Source organism: Sulfurovum sp. (assembly GCF_041562805.1).
Classification (GTDB): Bacteria; Campylobacterota; Campylobacteria; order Campylobacterales; family Sulfurovaceae; genus Sulfurovum.
The window spans coordinates 15,465-34,899 of the sequence record NZ_JBFFOH010000017.1 but is presented as its reverse complement, the minus strand read 5'-3'; the positions used below and the strand labels follow the sequence as shown (position 1 = coordinate 34,899).

Annotated in this window: 19 protein-coding genes; 16 read left to right on the top strand and 3 right to left on the bottom strand. The window is 38.4% G+C overall.

Translation table 11 applies throughout. The features are described from left to right. Positions 1–1,047 (top strand): UDP-N-acetylmuramoyl-L-alanyl-D-glutamate--2,6-diaminopimelate ligase (locus tag ABYK33_RS04180; RefSeq protein WP_373031714.1); only part of this gene is annotated, 1,047 nt, incomplete at its 5' end. A 33-nt stretch (positions 1,048–1,080) separates the two neighbouring features. Here the strand turns inward: ABYK33_RS04180 and ABYK33_RS04175 are convergent. Continuing rightward, positions 1,081–1,689 carry a hypothetical protein gene (locus tag ABYK33_RS04175; RefSeq protein WP_373031713.1) on the bottom strand — a complete coding sequence of 203 codons (609 nt, stop codon included), beginning with the start codon at positions 1,687–1,689 and terminating at the stop codon, positions 1,081–1,083. A gap of 141 nt (positions 1,690–1,830) precedes the next feature. Between ABYK33_RS04175 and ABYK33_RS04170 the strand changes: the two genes are divergently transcribed. From ABYK33_RS04170 to ABYK33_RS04160, 3 genes are all read left to right on the top strand, one after another. Continuing rightward, positions 1,831–2,208, top strand: coding sequence for a ferredoxin (locus ABYK33_RS04170; protein WP_373031712.1), 378 nt, complete (start codon positions 1,831–1,833; stop codon positions 2,206–2,208). Positions 2,209–2,343: 135 nt separating this feature from the next. After that, positions 2,344–2,712 (top strand): aspartate 1-decarboxylase, encoded by a 369-nt coding sequence (gene panD, locus ABYK33_RS04165; RefSeq protein WP_373031711.1) that lies wholly within the window; start codon positions 2,344–2,346, stop codon positions 2,710–2,712. Next, a complete protein-coding gene (locus ABYK33_RS04160; protein ID WP_373031710.1) occupies positions 2,712–3,026 on the top strand; it encodes a YbaB/EbfC family nucleoid-associated protein in 315 nt (104 codons plus the stop codon). The genes panD and ABYK33_RS04160 overlap by 1 nt, the downstream gene beginning before the upstream one ends. Before the next feature lie 151 nt (positions 3,027–3,177). On the opposite strand, the gene ABYK33_RS04155 is transcribed toward ABYK33_RS04160, so the two are convergent. Beyond that, the gene (locus tag ABYK33_RS04155) at positions 3,178–3,306 is read right to left on the bottom strand and encodes a hypothetical protein (protein ID WP_373031709.1); all 129 of its coding nucleotides are present in this window, start codon (positions 3,304–3,306) and stop codon (positions 3,178–3,180) included. Positions 3,307–3,538: 232 nt separating this feature from the next. Here ABYK33_RS04155 and ABYK33_RS04150 point away from each other — a divergent pair, with 232 nt between their 5' ends. From ABYK33_RS04150 to ABYK33_RS04140, 3 genes are all read left to right on the top strand, one after another. Next, positions 3,539–4,675, top strand: a complete 1,137-nt coding sequence (locus ABYK33_RS04150) for a putative porin (RefSeq protein WP_373031708.1) — start codon at positions 3,539–3,541, stop codon at positions 4,673–4,675. A gap of 173 nt (positions 4,676–4,848) precedes the next feature. Then, entirely contained in the window at positions 4,849–6,381 is a 1,533-nt protein-coding gene (locus tag ABYK33_RS04145) for an inorganic phosphate transporter (protein WP_373031707.1), read from the top strand. 266 nt (positions 6,382–6,647) lie between these two features. Beyond that, on the top strand, positions 6,648–7,331 hold the full coding sequence (locus ABYK33_RS04140; RefSeq protein ID WP_373031706.1) for a response regulator transcription factor: 684 nt from the start codon (positions 6,648–6,650) through the stop codon (positions 7,329–7,331). A 2-nt stretch (positions 7,332–7,333) separates the two neighbouring features. Here ABYK33_RS04140 and ABYK33_RS04135 read toward each other — a convergent pair whose 3' ends face one another. After that, complete coding sequence (locus ABYK33_RS04135; RefSeq protein ID WP_373031705.1) at positions 7,334–7,693, bottom strand: phosphate-starvation-inducible PsiE family protein; 360 nt, start codon at positions 7,691–7,693, stop codon at positions 7,334–7,336. A gap of 143 nt (positions 7,694–7,836) precedes the next feature. Here ABYK33_RS04135 and ABYK33_RS04130 point away from each other — a divergent pair, with 143 nt between their 5' ends. The 9 genes from ABYK33_RS04130 to ABYK33_RS04090 all read left to right on the top strand — a co-directional run bounded on the left by ABYK33_RS04130 (position 7,837) and on the right by ABYK33_RS04090 (position 19,435). Continuing rightward, positions 7,837–9,429, top strand: a complete 1,593-nt coding sequence (locus ABYK33_RS04130; protein ID WP_373031704.1) for an immunoglobulin-like domain-containing protein — start codon at positions 7,837–7,839, stop codon at positions 9,427–9,429. A 31-nt stretch (positions 9,430–9,460) separates the two neighbouring features. Then, positions 9,461–10,978: a right-handed parallel beta-helix repeat-containing protein gene (locus tag ABYK33_RS04125; protein WP_373031703.1), complete on the top strand. Its 1,518-nt coding sequence runs from the start codon at positions 9,461–9,463 to the stop codon at positions 10,976–10,978. Between the two features lie 186 nt (positions 10,979–11,164). Beyond that, positions 11,165–11,938 (top strand): DUF3450 family protein, encoded by a 774-nt coding sequence (locus ABYK33_RS04120; RefSeq protein WP_373031702.1) that lies wholly within the window; start codon positions 11,165–11,167, stop codon positions 11,936–11,938. Beyond that, positions 11,938–13,257 carry a MotA/TolQ/ExbB proton channel family protein gene (locus tag ABYK33_RS04115; protein WP_373031701.1) on the top strand — a complete coding sequence of 440 codons (1,320 nt, stop codon included), beginning with the start codon at positions 11,938–11,940 and terminating at the stop codon, positions 13,255–13,257. Before ABYK33_RS04120 ends, ABYK33_RS04115 begins: the two co-directional genes overlap by 1 nt. 1 nt (position 13,258) lies before the next feature. Further along, positions 13,259–13,879: a MotA/TolQ/ExbB proton channel family protein gene (locus ABYK33_RS04110; RefSeq protein ID WP_373031700.1), complete on the top strand. Its 621-nt coding sequence runs from the start codon at positions 13,259–13,261 to the stop codon at positions 13,877–13,879. Then, positions 13,869–14,273 carry an ExbD/TolR family protein gene (locus tag ABYK33_RS04105; protein ID WP_373031699.1) on the top strand — a complete coding sequence of 135 codons (405 nt, stop codon included), beginning with the start codon at positions 13,869–13,871 and terminating at the stop codon, positions 14,271–14,273. Before ABYK33_RS04110 ends, ABYK33_RS04105 begins: the two co-directional genes overlap by 11 nt. Before the next feature lie 6 nt (positions 14,274–14,279). Next, on the top strand, positions 14,280–14,921 hold the full coding sequence (locus ABYK33_RS04100; protein ID WP_373031698.1) for an energy transducer TonB: 642 nt from the start codon (positions 14,280–14,282) through the stop codon (positions 14,919–14,921). A gap of 8 nt (positions 14,922–14,929) precedes the next feature. After that, positions 14,930–16,216 carry a tetratricopeptide repeat protein gene (locus ABYK33_RS04095; protein ID WP_373031696.1) on the top strand — a complete coding sequence of 429 codons (1,287 nt, stop codon included), beginning with the start codon at positions 14,930–14,932 and terminating at the stop codon, positions 16,214–16,216. Beyond that, positions 16,217–19,435 (top strand): carboxypeptidase regulatory-like domain-containing protein, encoded by a 3,219-nt coding sequence (locus ABYK33_RS04090; protein WP_373031695.1) that lies wholly within the window; start codon positions 16,217–16,219, stop codon positions 19,433–19,435. It begins immediately after the preceding gene.

Below are 19,435 nucleotides of genomic sequence, written 5' to 3'. Positions count from 1 at the left end.
GATCTGGATGAGAAGCCAGCACTACAAGGAACACGTGGCTTATTTGCGCAGGAAAAGCGTATAGAAGAGAAGAGCATGACCACGCCTTCGATCTTGGAAACACTGCACAATATGAAGCAGACGATGGACCTTGGTTGTAACTACTTCATTATGGAAGTAAGTTCACATGCGATAGATCAACAACGTATAGAAGGTTTAACCTTCGCGCTTAAGGTCCATACCAATGTCACTAGTGACCATTTGGACTATCATGGGACTGTTGAAGAGTACAGACGTGTCAAAAGTCTCTTTTTTGCAGATGAATCACCGAAACTTCTGAATAAAGATGACATTAAAAACATTACATATAACCCTATAGGGGCACAAAGTTATGGCGTGGATGAACCTGCAACGTTTAAAGTGCAGGCTTTCTCTTTGCTGCATGGAATTACTGCAGGCATAAAACACTTACAGACTGAAGCAACATTCCACTCTCCTATGGTAGGTCTCTTTAACCTCTTTAATCTTATGGCAGCACTAGGTTCCGTTCAAATGTTGACGGGAAGGAGTATAGAAGAGATATGTGAAGTGGTAGAGTACTTTGCAGGGGTTTCAGGGCGTATGGAAGTGGTGAGTCGAGATCCACTTGTGATCGTAGATTTTGCACATACAGATGACGGTATGCACGCAGTGTTAGAATCCATGAAAGACAGAGACCTTTCAGTGGTATTTGGCGCAGGCGGAAACAGAGATAAAGAGAAACGCCCTCGTATGGGAGCGGTTGCAGGCAGATATGCAAATAAGATATATGTCACCAGTGACAACCCTCGAGATGAAGTACCCGAAATGATACTTGAAGACATTCTTTTAGGGCTACATGGCAAAGACCATGTGACTGCTACACCAGATAGAAGACTTGCCATAAAAATGGCACTTGATGCACTCGAAGAGAACGAGGTTCTTCTCATCCTTGGCAAAGGGGATGAAGACTATCAAGAGATCAAAGGGGTGAAGCATCCTTTTGATGATAGAGCAGTTGTGAGAGAACTTTTAGAAGATCGATCTTAAAAGTTCCGAGACGTTTGCAAATTCTCTCCCTTGCTAATCCTGTGTAATAGTGATCAGCTTAGTATGATCCTCTGTATTTAAAAGAATCTCTTCAACCCTATTCTGCCAAAGTGTCTGAAACATGTTTTTCTCTTCTGGGGAGGCAAGTCCCATGAGGCTTTTGCCCATAAGTGGTTTCATCTGTTCGTCTGTTTTAACCAGGAAAGGGTCATAAGAGAGATTTACGCTTTGCATGGTATCAAGACGCGTGAGTCTCACATCTGCATCGATAAGAACCCCATAGAGGAGAAGATCATCTCTAGAAAATTTTCCTTGTATGCCTTTAAACCCTCCTGCACCGCCAGCGCCTAAAATAAATGAGAGGATATTGCCTGTAACCCCTGTAACTCCGGCACTTTCATTGTCTCTCATCTCGACCTTTATAGATCCTCTTTGTGGGAGCATGTCTCTATAAAGTGCAGCTACTCCTCTGGCAGCCATCAGGTACGCACCTGCTACTGTAGGGCAGGAGTGTCCAGCCAACTTGACACAATCAAGATAGCTTATCTCTAATTTTCCTTCTTGAAAGGCACCAAGAAAATCACTTAAAGGGTCATAAAGTTTTATAGGGGTTATTTTTGAATAAAAATCGGGGTATGTCATATCGTTGTCCTCACTGGAAAGATAGGTAGATTATATTCAAAGGTAACATATAAAGGCTTGATACAGGTCAATGGCGTTGGTTTAAACTCCTATTAAGTAAATCAGAGTAAAATACTCCTAATTAAACTCCAAAGGATTATTATGGTTCCAGGTATACCACAACCAGCGTTTTATATTTTTAAGTGTCAACAGTCAGCTCCTCCAGGGATGCCAAAACCATCTTGTGTTAAACCAGATGATAAAGAGTCACAAGAACTTTTTCAATACCTTGCACAGCAATTGATGCTAAAAGGTATTATAGGTACAGTAACACCTATACAGACTGGATGTTTAAATCGTTGTGCGGTTGGCCCAGTAATGCTTGTTGAACCAGGTCATACAATGTATGTAAGTTTAACAAAAGAGAAGATGGACAGAATTATAGATGAGCATATCATTGGTGGAAATGTTGTCTCTGAGTTTGTGATCCCTGATATCATGTGGGGAGATGCAATAACTCCAGCATCACTGGCCAAATAGTAGTCTCTCGACTATTTTGAGTAGCCCTAACACAATTTTAGGGCTACTTACCCAATTTCCTCACATTTTTTCAGTATAATGAAGTTTAAGAGGGGATTTTGGTATAATCCCGATATTTTGTAAATAGGAGCAATTATGAACATTACAATGCTTTATTCTAAAATACATAGAGCTACCGTAACAGATGCAAACTTGAATTATGTAGGTTCAATTACCATTGATCAGGAACTTTTGGACGCTGCCAGTATGCGTGTCGGACAAAAGATCGATATCGTCAATGTTAATAACGGTGAGCGATTCTCTACCTATATCATTCCTGGAGAAGCAGGGAACAGAGATATCTGTCTTAATGGCGCAGCGGCTAGAAAAGTACATAAAGGTGACAAGATCATCATTATTGCGTATGCTACTATGAATGAACAGGAAGCAGATGCACATTTACCAAAAATTGTCATACTCGATGATGACAACAGCATTGCTGAAGAATTTGAAGGGTTAGAATAATGTTTGAAGGCTTGGACTTGGGCAACATGGGTAAGATGATGGAGCAGATGCAAGATAAAGCCAAAGAGATACAAGAACAGGCGAAAAATGTACAACTGACAGCGAAAGCTGGCGGTGGTCTTGTAGAACTTACAGCGAATGGTGCAGGCGAAGTCATAGACCTAAGTATAGATGACTCACTACTTGATGATAAGGCATCGTTGCAGATATTGCTCATCTCAGCGATGAATGATATTAATCAAATGGTAGAAGACAATAAAAAGTCTCAAGCTATGGGAATGATGGGTGGAATGAACCCATTTGGAAATAGTTAGAGCAACAAGTTGCGAGAGCCAACTGCTGACAAGCATTAAAATGCAGTGCAAGTGAGGCACTAAATGCCGAATCGTAAGTAGCACATGAAGCTTTGCTTTAGGTGCGTTATAATAATAAGCGGTGGAATGAACCCGTGCGGATCTTAATTATTTATGAACGGCTTGTATCAACGAGGTAGTTGAATTCTTTTGAATTCTTGAATTTTACAATAGTCTTAGATGTGAGTGAGTGTTTTCCCTCTTTCTTGACTACTTTTTGAAGTATTTTACTTATTTTCATCCTTTTCCCCTTTCAATTACTATTTTCTCATATGAGATAATAAAATAGTATAATATAGTTATAACACAATGGTAACGAATGGATCGTGCTCTACAGCTCACATATACTTCTAGCATTTGCTAGGCTAGTACCAAGTAATGATCAGGTAATAAATTTAATACAACCTTTGTAACCATTCTGTAACCAATTTCTTCTATACTCTCGCCATCAAAACAAACAAGGAAGTATACAAATGAAAAAAATTGTATTATCAATAGCAGCAGTAGCGACAGCAGCAATGGCGGGTGGAGACATTACTCCAGTGGAACCGGTAGTAGAAGTAGCATCTGAAAAAAGCTTTTTGGACAGAGTACATTTCAAAGGTGATTTAAGATTAAGATATGAGAGTATAGAAAGAGATGATGCTGACAATACATATAGAAATAGATATCGTTTAAGACTAGGGGCAAAGATTGATTTAATAGATAATCTTCAATTTGAAGTTGGCATGAGAAGTGGTTTTGCAAACCCAACTTCAGGAAACCAAACATTCTATGATGATGAGAATTTGAATGACTACTTTTTCCAGTCACTTAGATTCAATATTTTAGGTTTGGCGTATACATCTGGTAACTCTACTTATAAAGTAGGTAGACAACCATATATGATGTACAGACCTATTAAATCACAACTTGTTTGGGATAACGATGTTTCATTGAACGGGGTAAATTACCAGTATAATGATGATACAAAGATAATCACTGTAGGTGCGAACCAAGTAACTTTGGAAGAAAAAGCTGCAGATGCAGCAGATGATGTTAACCTCTTTTATGCACAATACGTGCACAAAACAAAATTAGAGTTTGCAAAACTTAATTTAGGTGCGGGTATCTATTATTATGATGGGTTACAAGGCAACACCACTCTTTTTGGTAGTAGTAAAGGTAACACCTTAGATGCAAATGGTTTGTATGAAAATGATTATCATATTGTAGAAGGATTTGGTGAACTACAGTTTAAAGATGTATTTGGTAAACCATTTAAAATCGCAGCATCCGTTGCATATAACGTAGATCCAGATGACAATAACTTTGGGTATGATCTAGCATTTCAATTAGGTAAAGCTAAAGATATCAATGATTGGCAAGTAAAATACTCGTATACAGATCTTGAAGAAGATGCGACATATGGTGCATATTCTGACTCAGATAACTTTGGTGGTGGTACTGCTGCAAAAGGTCATGCGATTAGAGCAAAGTACAAAGCGGGTAAAAACCTCTATCTTGCTGGTAACTTCTTCTTCAATGAACTTTATGAAAGCAAAAGTAAAATAGACGGAATGGAGCCAGACTATACTCGTGTACAGCTGGATATGATCTATAAATTCTAATCCAACTTTTTTATAATCTCCTAAAGGTGGGCATTTATGCCCATCTTATCTTCTCTAAAAATCCACCTTTTTCTTTTTAATGCAATACCCACTATTTTGGTTACAATTTGGTAACAAAATTGTAATACTTTTTTTCTATAATTCCGCCATTAATACCGATATGAAGGAATAAAATGAACAATACATTCAAAATGATACTTGGTGCGGGATTTGCCGTAGCCGTAGCATTTTATGCAAACAGCATCATGGGAGAATCAACACACGGAGGTTTTTTAGTCCTTGCAGCAGTATTTGGTGCGTATATGGCGATGAACATTGGTGCAAATGATGTAGCTAACAACGTAGGACCTGCAGTGGGTTCGGGTGCATTGACTATAGGTGGGGCTATTATTATTGCTTCTATCTTTGAAGCTTCAGGGGCGCTCATCGCTGGTGGAGATGTAGTTGGGACTATTAAAAAAGGGATCATTTCTCCAGATGCATTTGGTAATGACCCTATGCTTTTTGTCTATGGTATGTCTGCAGCACTACTTGCAGCAGCACTATGGCTCAACCTTGCTACATGGCTTAAAGCACCAGTATCAACGACACACTCTATCGTAGGAGGTGTACTCGGTGGTGGTATCGCTGCAGGTGGTTTTGCTATCGTTTCTTGGGGCACGATGGGTAAGATCGCTGCTTCATGGGTGATCTCTCCTGTACTTGGTGGTGTGATCGCAGCGATTTTCCTTTATGTTATCAAATCACAAATCGTTTATAAAGAAGATACATTAGCAGCTGCAAAGAAGATCGTACCTATCTTGGTGGCTCTTATGGCAGCAGCATTTATCACATATCTTACGCTTAAAGGGCTGAAAAAAGTTTGGCCTGTGATCGTAGAAACACTTAGCTTTTTACCACAAACGAAAAAACCTACCCTTTCGATCGCTCTTATCTTTGGTGTTATTGGTGCGATGATCACATACATCATCGTCAAGCCCAGAGTAGCAAAAAAAGTTATCGGTCTGGATAGAAGTAGAGAATCCATCAACCTTCTTTTTACTATACCACTTATCTTTGCTGCGGCACTTTTAAGTTTTGCACATGGTGCAAACGACGTTGCCAATGCTGTTGGCCCTTTGGCTGCAGTTTATGATGCCTTAAGTACTACAGCCGTTTCAACAAAAGTTGCTATCCCGTTATGGGTCATGGTAGTTGGTGGTGTGGGTATCTCTGTTGGTCTTGCACTATTTGGGCCAAGACTTATTAAAACTGTAGGTACTGAGATCACCGAACTTGACCAGATGAGAGCCTTTTCTATTATGATGGCTGCGGCGATCACTGTAGTTATCGCTTCTCAGCTTGGTTTACCTGTTTCATCTACGCATATCGCGGTTGGAGCTATATTTGGTGTAGGCTTCCTTAGAGAGTGGCTTGATAGCAAAGAGATGGGTACAAAACAAGAGAAACTTCAAATAGAAATTGCAAAACAAGATACACTTAAAGCAGAACTAGTATCACTTCAAACAGTTGAAGAGTATAAAAAACAAGAAGCACTTATTAAAGTACAAAAGAAAAAAGTAAAAAGCATTAAACGTTCATTACGTGAGAACTATGTGAAGCGTGGCATGGTGAAAAAAATTGTTGCAGCATGGGTCATCACTGTTCCGGCTGCAGCTGCACTTTCTGCCATGATCTTTTTTATCATTAAGGGTGTAGCTGGCTAAAGAGAGTGTAAGAATTCTCAACTAGGCATATTTTGAAAAACTTTTTTTCAAAATGACCTTCTTGGGAAATTGGATAATAGCTATACTATCCATAATCAATCAAGATATATGCTTCCCCCCCCTTTTTTTAAGCATATAAACATTTTTTATTCTTTCTCCTTTCTGTCTTGGTTGCTAACTTCCTTTATAAAGTTTTCATTTTAAGATATTTGATTAATCCATTTAAACTGTAATCAAATTGTTACCGATATATACTATGCTATCATATGCAAAATACAGATATAGAAATCATCGTTATTGAAGACGAAGCAGATATTTTAGAACTTCTTGAATACCATCTTGGAAAAGAGGGATACGCTGTTACAGGATTTCTTTCTTCAGAAAATGTAGAACAGTTTTTAGAAGAGGAAAACCCTGCACTCATGATAGTCGATAGAAATCTCCCAGGTCTTGAAGGAAGTGAGTTTGTTGCCAAGATGAGAGAAGTAGGGTATGAAATACCTGTGATCTTTCTCACCGCTAAGGACAAAGAGAAAGACCTTGAAGAGGGATTTGTGAGTGGTGGCGATGACTACATGACAAAACCTTTTAATACCAAGGAACTTCTCTTAAGGGTGGAAGCATTGCTTAAACGAAGTGGTGTACGCTTAAGTGATAAATTAAAATATAGAGATCTTGCACTTGATATGCAAAAAAGAGAGCTTTTCATAGATGACAAGCGTATAGAATTAACCAATTTAGAATTTAAACTACTGCATACTTTTGTCAAGAATCCACATCAACCTTTAGACAGAGACTTTTTACGTGATGAAGTATGGGGTGATGATAGTATCAATTTTCATGATAAAACCATCAATGTAGCAATGAACAGACTTAAAAAAAAGCTAGACCCTGAAGCAGTAAAAGAGTACTTTGCTCCTGTGTGGGGTGTTGGATATAAATTACTTTAAAGTTATTTCTGTTCAGTTCTTTTTTTATGGAGTACGGGTGAAAACTGTACCGCTAAGATTCTAAAGAGAAAAAAAACGAAGATCACTAAGAGTAAAAAGAGTATCTCTTTATGCTCTTTATCGGGGTTTGTAGTCAATATGATCACATCCCGTATCAAAAAGATAATAAATACATCAATCACATATCTAAGCCGTAATCTTTTCTTTTCTATAAACTCCGCGATCATTTTTATCACTTCTATAATAACAATAAACTCAAGCATCAAAATAATAGCTTTATAGAAAGGATAGTGTGTCCCTATAATCGTTATAAATAGAGTGGAGGCTAACAATAATTCGTAGTTCTTTTTTATAAAGTGCATAGAAAATTGTAGTTATAAAATATAACAATTTTATAACTATCAAAAACAATCATATTGTAACCAAACTGTATCCAAGTTGTATCTATTGTGTTATCTGTCTTAGTTAATGTGCCATTGTAAACTTTAACTTAAGGACAATAAAAATGAAAAAAGCAAATTTGATGCTTTCAGTGGCAGCTATCTCTGTTTTAGCATTGACAGGATGCAATGATAGTGATGATAATACAGCAGCAAGTGCAACAGCAACGTTTAAAGACTCTGTTGTAGAAGGGTTATCTTATACTTGTGCTCCATCAGGAGTTACAGGCAAAACAACCTCAGAGGGTAAACTAACATGTAATGACGGAGATGATGTATCGTTTCAACTAGGTGCAATGACATTTGGTCCTGTAGCTGTAAGAGAGAACGATACCATTACTCCATATAGAATATTCCCGGACAATGTCGAAGCTGCAGTGAACTTGGCACAGTTGTTACAGTCTTTAGATGATGATGGTGTATATGATGAAGTGATCACTATAGATCCAGATAAACTAAATGCAGTTATAAAAAACCTTGATCCTACAAGCGGAACTTTTGATACTCTTGCAAATACTATGCTTTCAGATTACAACAGTTCACTTGTACTTGTTTCTGAAGAAGATGCAGAAGCTCATATGAATGACTCCATTGGTGATACAGTAGCTCCAATAGTTACACTTCAAGGAGATGAAGAAGTTGAAGTTATTCTTGATTCTATCTATACGGATGCGGGTGCAACAGCAAATGATGATGTTCATGGCATGATGACTCCTATTATGTCAGGTAGTGTTGATACCTCAGTTCTTGGTACATATACAATTACCTATACTGCAACAGATGCTGCGGGGAATACAGGTAGTGCAACAAGAACTATAGAAGTAGTAAATGCCCCAGATACAGTAGCACCTGTAGTAACACTTTCAGGTGATACAACAGTACATGTAGATCAAGACAGTACATATGCAGATGAAGGAGCAACGGCAGATGATAATATGGATGGAGCTATCATCCCCGAGATGGCAAGTGATGTAGATACCTTAGTACCGGGAACATATACAGTGACCTATACCGCAACAGATGCTGCAGGGAACATTGGTACTGCTGAAAGAACTGTGATCGTAGACGCTGTAGATAAAACAGAACCGGTAGTGACACTTACAGGTGGAGCAACGGTAAATGTTGAACAAGACAGTGCATATACAGATGAAGGAGCAATAGCAAATGACAATATAGATGGAGCTATCACACCAGAGATGACAAGTGATGTCGATACCTCAGTTCTTGGAACATATACAGTGACCTATACCGCAACAGATGCTGCAGGGAACATCGGTACAGCAACAAGAACCGTGATAGTTGTTGAAGTTGTACCTGAAGATACAACAGCACCTGTAGTAACACTTACAGGTGACGCAACAGTACATGTAGATCAAGACAGTACATATGTAGATGCAGGAGCAACAGCAAATGATGATGTAGATGGAACTATCACACCAGAGATGACAGGTACTGTAGATACATCAATCGCTGCTACTTATATAATTACCTATACTGCAACAGATGTTGCAGGGAATATAGGTACAGCAACAAGAACCGTGATCGTTGATGAGCCTGTATGTCAAAATGTGAACCCAATCACAGGTGAATGTGAAGATGAACCTATTGTAACAGTATGTCAAAATGTGAACCCAATTACGGGTACATGTGAAGATTAAGAAATAAAATATTATATAAAAAGGATAAAAAATGTTTAATAAACCAAAATTTTTAGCAAGTTCATTAATGGCAGTATATGCACTCAGTGGATCACTTCATGCTGCGGATTACAGCAACACAAGTTTTTATGTAGCGTATGACAGCCAAGATAGTTCACAATATGCTTTAGTTATGCCATCTGTTCAAAAGGTATATACACATGTAGCTGGAGATATTGCAAACCTTGAGAGGGTAGATACAGATTTGGTATCTTTCCCTACGTATACTAATGGAAACCTTTGTTTCCCATCTCTCGCAAACGGTGTATCTGTTGATGCTACAGCTGCAGTTATGGCAAATAAGTGTTTCAATGTGAATTTCTTTTATACACAAAAAGAAACTGTAGCAGAAGGTACGGCATTTATCTTATATTATGAACCAACTGATAAAGTTTATGAAGGTATTGCAGGGGATTCATTAAGTTTTGAAGTTGTTAAAGAAGGGGATACCGTTACTAATGAGAATAGTATTACAGGAGATGACTATACAAACTTTAGCTTTGATGTAGGAACTGCCAGTGCAACGATTGCAGATGCAGTAACAAAAGAAGAGATCACAGGGACTATTACAACGAATACAACACTGACAGCAGATAAAGTATGGTTGCTTAATGGTAAAGTAGAAGTAGCAGACGGAGTGGTGCTGACAGTAGAGCCAGGTACAACAGTAGCAGGTAAATCCGGAACAAACGGATGGTTGCTTGTACACCCAGGTGCACAACTTAATGCATCAGGTACATCAGTAGCACCTATTCTCTTTACATCAGAAGAGGCAGTGGATGGAGCAGCTGAAGCATTTGGACAATGGGGTGGTATAACACTTATCGGTAATGCCGGTAACGATCAGACTTCAGCATATGAGGTAGACGGTACAGTTCCAGGGACTGGTAATGACACAGACAGTTCAGGTGTCTTGACATATGTAACACTGAATAACACAGGTGTTGAAGTAGTTACAAACCAAGAGATCAACGGACTTAGTTTCGTAGGTGTAGGTTCAGGAACAACAGTTGATAACATTACTGTAAACCGTTCAGGTGATGATGGTATCGAGATCTGGGGTGGTACAGTAAACCTTACGAACATTGTGATCGATGGTGCACAAGATGATTCATTTGATACAGATGAGGGTTGGGCTGGTTCAGTAGATGGTCTGACTATCACTAACGGTGCAAAAGCAGGTATCGAAATGTCAGGATCAACACGTGCGACATATAAAAATGTAACTATTACACATGGTGCAGGCGACGGTGCAGAAGGTGGTATCTACTTTAAACCAAGTGACAACCAGGTTATCGGTGGTGTATTTGAGAATGTAACCATTACACATAACGGTGCAGATGCAGCATTTGGAGCGATCCACTCAAGAGCGAAGACGGGAAGTTCAATCGACCTTCTTACAACATTTACTAATGTAACACTTGCAGGGACTAACCCTACGAAGTTCTCAGGAGATGAAGCAGCAGTACTTGAAGCCATCTTTGATAATGGTACGGGTAATACAAAATAATTTCTTATCATACTATCTATATGTCAGACAAGTAGAATCTATACTTGTCTGACACTTTTCTCACGGCTATATTCTTTCTAATGTAAACTCTTCCATTTAATGGTAACCGTAATGTAACCATAATATTACCAATTTATTACCAAATCACATTATTATCCCGAAATTAATTTTTATACTGGAGTAACAATGATTACAATGGGAAATAAGGCATTACTTAGTGTAATAGCTTGTGGGGTACTTTTTAGTTCTAATCTCTATGCTCAGAACGATGAGAATATGGTTAAGTCAATCATGACACTTCGAGGAGATGTTGAATCCCTTTATACAAAGATAGATGAGAACAAAGATTATTTTAGATCTCAAATGAAGTCTCTTTCTATGCAAAGTACTGATAATGAAGCACAGATCAATAGACAAGAAACATCACTTAAACTTACTGAACAGAATATTGATAAAGTAGAAGACCAACTTAACGAGATCGGTAACAAGGGTCAAGATATTAAACCTATGATCTATGATGCTCTTTTAACTCTTTCTTCACAAATCAAAGCAGGTATCCCTTTCAAGGTTGAAGATAGACTTGCTGCTTTAAGTAAAATCAAAACGGACTTAAATAATGGTGACATCACTCAGGAAAAAGCACTTGCCCTGACTTGGGCAAGTTATGATGATGCTCTACGTCTGACTAAGGAGATAGGACTTTTCAAACAAGAAATCACCATTGATAATGAAGAAAAATTGGCAAAAATCGCCAAAATAGGTTCAGTCATGATGTTCTTTTCTACACTTGATGATCAAGTGGGGTATGTTAAACAGAAGGGGGATGTATATCAGTATGTAACTGTGGCGGATGAAGTACAGAGAACACAAATAGTCAATCTATTTGATGCACTGCAAAAACAGATCAGAACAGGGTACTTTACACTACCAAATGCATTGCTACTAAGAGGAGTTAACTAATGAAGAAAATATTTTTAGCTGTCAGCACACTTGTTTTGCTGATGTCAACAGCCAATGCGGATGAACTAACCCGAGCGTATCAAAAAGAGTATGCTTTTCTTAAAGCACAAAAAGCTGAATTGACTACAAGACTTGCTTTAGAAACAGTACAGCACGATGAGGATCTTTTAAAAGCCAAAGAAAAAATAGTGAATTTGCAACAAACTCTACTGGATCTAAATAAAAAAGTTGATTTGGATACCGAGAGACTTTCGAAACTAACATTAAAACTGAGTGATTCTACAGATAATAAAGATATTACAGAAAATGTAGTCAATCAGGCACGTATGACACTTGCAGAGTATGGTGTAACAGTTTTAGAGAATAATGCGACATCAGATACAGACAAACTTAAACAGGCTTTTACCGATGCCGGTGAACTATACAGCACACTTTCGTCACTACAAAATACCAAAGGGGAATTTTATCTTCCTGACGGTAAACGTGTAGAAGGCGATATTGTAAAGGTAGGAAATATAGCTGCTTATGGAATTTCTGCAGAAGCTACAGGGGCATTGGCTCCAGCAGGTAATGGTGCCTATAAACTTTGGAAGGCTGTGGGGTCATCAGATGATGCCAAAGCCTTCTTTGCAAAAGAAATGAGAGAGAGCATCGATATCTTTACCTATGAGAATCTTGATAAAGAGATAGATTATGTAAAAGAAAAAACCATGAGTGACACAGTAGAAGGTGGTGGAACTATAGGATACATCATCTTGGTTCTTGGTTTATTTGGTCTTCTTCTTATACTTTTTAGGGTATTCAACCTTTTTAGAGCAGGATCTAACGTTAAACAGATCACTGAGATCGTGATCAACAAAGTAGAAAATGGTAAAAGTCATGAAGCACTTGATTCTATCAAGGGGTACGAAGGATCAACTGCCAGAGTGATCAAATCTACTCTAAGAAACATTAATAAAAACAGAGAACATGTTGAAGATATCATTATGGAAAATATTCTCAACGAGAGTAGCCAAATAGACAGGTTTGGTAGTTTTGTACTGGTCATTGCAGCAGTTGCACCACTAATGGGACTACTTGGTACCGTTACAGGAATGATAGAAACATTTGATGTGATCACTGAATTTGGTACGGGAGATCCTAAATTGCTTTCAGGGGGAATCTCTGCAGCACTTGTAACCACAATGCTAGGGCTTATCGTTGCGATTCCTCTTCTTTTGATCGGGAATCTTCTTTCAGGATGGGGACAAAGTATCAAAGACTCTATGGAGCAAAGTGCCTTACGTATCGTTAACCTTTACGAGAAACATAGAGTTTAAAATGCAAATGTTATTTGATGCTATTGGGAGGTTTATTGACCTTATGAATACTGGAGGGTTAGTGATGTGGGTTCTTTTTGTACTTAATCTCTTGCTATGGTATGCCCTAGGATATCGCCATTTTATTCTGCAGAGAGGGACGCAAGGAAACATCCGTCGTCTTATAGACAAACATGAAAAAAGAGGCGAAACACAAGCGATACGTGGAATACTTGATCATGCGGTAGCAGATGCTCTGCAGGCAGCCAAAGATGCAAAAAAAATAAGTGCAAACATGAGACAACATATCCATGGAGCACTTTTCCCTTACTACATCGATACAAGTAAATATGTGACGCTTACTAAAACCATTGTGGTGCTTGCACCACTTGTAGGACTACTGGGAACTGTTATAGGGATGATCGAAACATTTGATGCACTTCAGAACAGTTCTATGTTCTCACAAGGTGCAAGTATATCAGGTGGTATTTCTAAAGCACTTTTTACGACTGAACTAGGTTTGGTCGTAGCTGTTCCCGGACTTATCTTTGGACGGGTACTCGATAAAAAAGCTGAACGTTTTCAGCTTGAATTTGAACAAATGACAGACATAATATGCACGAAGGATTCAGATGAGAATTAGACCAAAAAAACAAGATGTAGAGAATGTAGATGTATCACCATTGATCGATATGGTTTTTATTCTATTGATCTTTTTCATGGTAACCACTACATTTGTAAAAGATATGAAACTGGACTTGAACCGTCCTTCTGCCTCTTCTGCTACAAAGTCGGATTCTAAAGTAGTCCGTGTTTACATAGATAACACAGGAGAGGTCTATATAGATAATCAACCTGTAAAATTATGGGCCATTCAAAGTAAACTGAGAGATCTCTTGCGTACTGCGACTGAAAAATCTGTACTGGTCATCTCTGATGATACCATCCCTGTAGAAACACTGATAGATGTGGTAGATGAATGTCGTATGTCTGGTGCAAAAGATGTAGCAGTTTCCACCTCTAAAGAGATGGGATAATCCAGCATGAGTAGAGAAAAGTTCAAAAGAGACAGTGCCAAAAGATATGCTCTTTTGTCGATGTTACTGGGTACTTCCCTGATGGTACTTCTAGTTGTCTCTTTTAATACGAAAGTGAAGAAAAAAGAGCAAAAGGTCAAAGACCCTATGCGTTATGTGAAGATGGAAAAGCAGATACAAGAGGTGAAAAAACCAAAACCGAAGCCGAAGCCGAAGCCCAAAAAAGCACCACCTAAAGCACCACTGCCGGATCTTGCCTCAATGCTTGGAGGCATAGCAATGGATATACCAGAGTTTAGCTCAGGAGATATCACAGGGGATGCAAGGAATATTTTGGGAGATGTTGCTGCGGATGCTGCCATGAGTGAAGGTACGGTGGATACAAAACCAAGAGTACTTTCACGTTCGGAGATGGAATATCCTAAGGCTGCAGCAAAAAAAGGTCTCAAAGGGTATGTCATAGTTAATCTTTTGATCGCAAAAGATGGAAGGGTGGAACTCGCAAAGATCATTGCATCAAGTCCTGCAGGGATATTTGATGCTGTAGCACTCAGAGGTGTTAGAAATTGGCGTTTTTCTCCTGCAAAATATAAGGGTAACCCCGTAAAAGTATGGGCAAAACAAAAAGTCCGGTTTGATTTAAATTAAGGTAAATGATGTTTAAAAAATTATTAATAATATTATGGGTGTTTTTCATAAGTAACTCTGTTCTTATCGCTGAAGAAGCACAGGAACAAACTATAAACCATATTGAGATAGCGACTATTATGTTCTATGACGGGAATTATAAGAAAGCACTCGAAGAGCTTCAAAAGGCGAAAGATTCACATACAAACATCGACTGGATGAAATACCACTCGATGAGAGGCATTATCTTTCTGAAAGAAGAGAAGTATACGCAGTCTATTGCTGAACTCAATCAGGCTATTGTTTTTACACGAAAAAAAATATATCAGGCCCCAAGAGAGGAAAAAGAAAAAAGAGAATATCTTTTTACGCTTTTTTCAAATAAAGAGAAAATAGAAGAACCAAAGAAAGTTGTTCCGGTCTATGATCCGGAAAAACTGAGAAAAGAGAAAATAGAAGAGCTCTATATCTACCTTTCACAAGCGTACTATAGAAACGGACAATATATTCATACCGTAGAAGCTTTGGATGCTGCTGGGGAAAAGGGCCGTGAAAGAGCAGCTCTTTTTACGCTTCGGGCTGAATGTTATTGGAAGGCAGGACAAAAAGCATCTGCGATTGCAACACTCAGTAGAGGGACTAAACTTTTTTCAAAAGATGCGACTTTGTTAAAACAAAAGTTTTACTATTTTGCAGAACTTACACTTTATCAGGCTTCCATTACTGCAGCAAAGGCTTATATGCAAAAAGTACCTGCCAATGCACAAGAGTATATTTCTTTAGCGCAAATGCTTTTCACTGCGGGGGAGTCCGCAGAGGCAGTTAAGATACTGGAAGAAGCAAAAATGCGTTTTCCTGTTTCTGCAAAGATACATATACTTTTGGGACATTATTACAACCAAAAAGATATGCCTTATACTACAGCACATCTTTTTGAACAGGGGTCTTACTATGATAAAAAATATCTTAAAGAAGCCTCAGAGATGTATAGAAGAGCCGGGGCACTGTCTCATGCACTCTATTTAAATTCAAAAATGAGTGATAATGCAGAAAAAACCAAACAAAAAGTAGCGATCTATGTAAACAGGGGTGAATTTGAAAAAATCATCGGTCTCAAAGATGCACTCAACCGATATGGATTGCTTGAAGATGACAATATGCGTTATGCACTTGCCTATGCATATTATATTGTCAAAGATTATGATGAAGCAGAAGTACAATTGAAAAATATACAAGACGATGCACTCTTTTCCAAAGCAACGGTTATTCGTAAAAATATAGAAAAATGTAAAAATAACAGTTTGGAGTGTATATAGATGAAACGATTGCTTAAGCTACTACTTATAATGATAGTACCTTCGCTACTTTTGGCCCAAAAGCCTACCCAGGGTTCAATATCTGTATTGCTTTTCAGCAACGGTAAACCTCTTGTTGCCAATGAAATAAAACTGGATGGGAAAAGCGTATATAAGACAGATAAAGACGGGTCTGTACAAGTCCCTCTTTCTGTGGGTACACATCAGATAGAAATTTATGGTAAAGATGCAGATGGGACAAACTTGGGATACTTTAAAAAACAAGTTCTCATTAAAGAAGGAAGAGATACACAAGTGATCGCGACACTTACGAAGATCGGTTATGACAGTATAGATATCGATACACCTGTTGCAGCTGGTTCGCTGAAAGAAAAAGAAGTGAAACAATCTACAGGTACTGGTGTTTTGAAAGGAATGGTTATTTCATCAGAGGGAAGAAAACCAATTTCTGGGGCCAGAGTATTTGTCCGCGGTACTGCTGTGGATACAAGAACCGATGCCAATGGACGTTTCTCAGCAACAGTCCCTTCAGGGAAAAACCTGAGTATCTCGGTTGTGCATTCTGCATATAGTGCACAGACTGTAGGGAATATCCAAGTAAAAAAAGATGGTACTACTTCAAGAACCGTACAGCTTACGCCGGCAAGTATGGAATTGGAAGAGTATGTGGTATTGGCTCCGAAAGTAGAGGGGAGCATTGGGGATGTGATCGCTGAAGAGAAAAATACGAACTCTATAGCCAATATCATCGGTGCGGAAGCTTTTTCCAAAAAAGGGGATAGCTCAGCTGCGGCAGCACTTAAACGTGCTTCCGGGATCACGCTTGTAGGTGGAGATGTCTATGTCAGAGGTTTAGGAGACAGATATGGCAATATAGAGATGAACTCTATGCCTCTGCCAAGTCCGAATCCTCTCAAAAGACTGGTTCCTTTGGATATTTTCCCTTCTAGTGTTATTGGAGCGATGAAAATACAGAAGAGTGGAGAAGCTGATATACCAGCCGCTTTTGGTGGAGGATATATCAATATCCGTACTAAGCAAAGTGTCACAGATGACTTTATCAAGATCACTTTGGGCATGGGAGGCAATAGTAATACGGGTGATAGTGTTATCTCACAGAATGGAGGATCTAAAGATTGGACAGGGTATGATGATGGTTACTGGGAACGCCCTTCATCTTCTCTGTCAGAGAGTGCATTTACTCAAGCGTATTTTAAACGAGATTTTACCACGCCTAATGACTCATTACCAGTCAATTTCGGCGGAAAGATAGAAGCAGCAAAAAGTTATACGATTGATGAAGATCATAAGATAAGTGTGTTTGGAACCTATAGGTATGCGCAAAAACATGAAGCAAATGTACTAGAACAGTTTACTATGGATATGACTCGCGAGACTCTTGGGATAGATTTCACTACATCACCTCCCACAGCTATTTATGGACCTTACTACGTAAAGCCGCTCACTACAACGACTACAGAGTCATCAAGTTCTACTTATGCGCATGGAGGAGTTTTTGATCTAGGATATAACTATCTGGATGTATTCAAATTGAACTATACGAAACTCTATACACATGAAGGAGAGGATAGTGTTTCTTATAGGATCATTGATGATGTCAGTGGATCAGACCCTACAACTTACACCTACACTTTAAGATGGGTCGAGAAAACCTTGGATGTCGATCAGCTCAATGGCGAATTTGATTATCAAGCTTTTGACTTGGCTTCAAAATTGAATTTTGGTGCACAGAGAGCCACTTCCACTTTTAGTAATCCTAATACAATGGAGTATGTTTTCGAAGATTGTCCGGCACATTTAATCGGGACACCTCAGTGTACTACAGGAAGACGTTTGCCTTCAAGTGTACCAAATTTGAATAGTAGAGATGAAAGGTCTGAGGATGTGATCGATAGTTATTATTTAACAAATAGATTTGATACGCCTCTTTTTAGTGAAGAGGATTATTTTGAAGTAGGTATCAGTAAAAATAAAAAAACACGTGATTTTACAAGCTCACCAGGTAGATTTATAGAAAGAAGTGAGATCAGTGATGTTCAAAGAGACAGTAATGGTGACTATATTGGGGATATACAAACACTTCTTGATAACTATGAAAGTACGCTGACATTTCAAGAATCACCACTGAATAACAGTGCGAATATAAAGGCATCTGTAGATCATAAAAATGCATATACCAAATTCTTTATGAATCCTTATGATCAGTTGGAGATGATAGCAGGGATAAGATATGCAGATATTACCCAGACCACCAGTACAATAGATCCTATTAATCCAGTAAACAATACATCAGATTCTATTGAACTGGATAAATATTTTCCAAGTTTTTCTTTGAGATATAAGTACAATAAAGATAATCATATTGACTTTGCTGCATCTAAAACCTATGTCATGCCTGACTTGATAGAGTTTGCTGATGCTATTATCGTTGCACCAACTGAAAAAAGGATCGATATCAAGGGGAATCCAGAGCTGGTATCAACAATGATCACTAATGTGGATTTGAAGTATAGTTATTATTTTAGTGACAATGGTTTTGTGAAATTGGGTGGATTTTATAAAGAAATGGACGATCCTATAGAAGATGCAGAGATAAAATCAGCCAGTGAAGACGTTTCTGTTTATACATTTATAAACAGTGATAAGGCAACGATCTATGGTATTGAAGTTGATGGGAGAACGGGTCTTGGATTTTTAACCGATTCACTTTCTGGTTTTTATCTGTCAGGAAACTATAGTTATTTGGATTCGAAAGTGACCCTGACAGAAGAACAGGCATTAAAGTTTACAACAGAGGATCGACAGTTGCAAGGACTTTCTCAGCATATATTGAACTTGGCACTTGAGTATGAGATAGAGGATAGATCTGTTGTTATTGCGTATAACAAGATGGGCGAAAGGATCAGAAAGATCGGGTACAAAGATATTCCTACTACAGATGTCACAAAAGGTATACCTGATACATACGAAATACCTCCTCAGGTACTTGACATAGTATGGAAGGAAAAACTGGGTAATGGATTTGACCTTAAAGTCAAGTTTGGAAATTTACTTGATGAAGAGACGACTTGGTATAAGTATGGAGGATCATTGTTAAAAGGCGAGGGCACTTCTAAAGATTTTGCAAGAGATAACTTCATTACAGACAGGTACAAAGAAGGAAGAACATTTGCTTTTGAAGCTTCGTACAGGTATTAA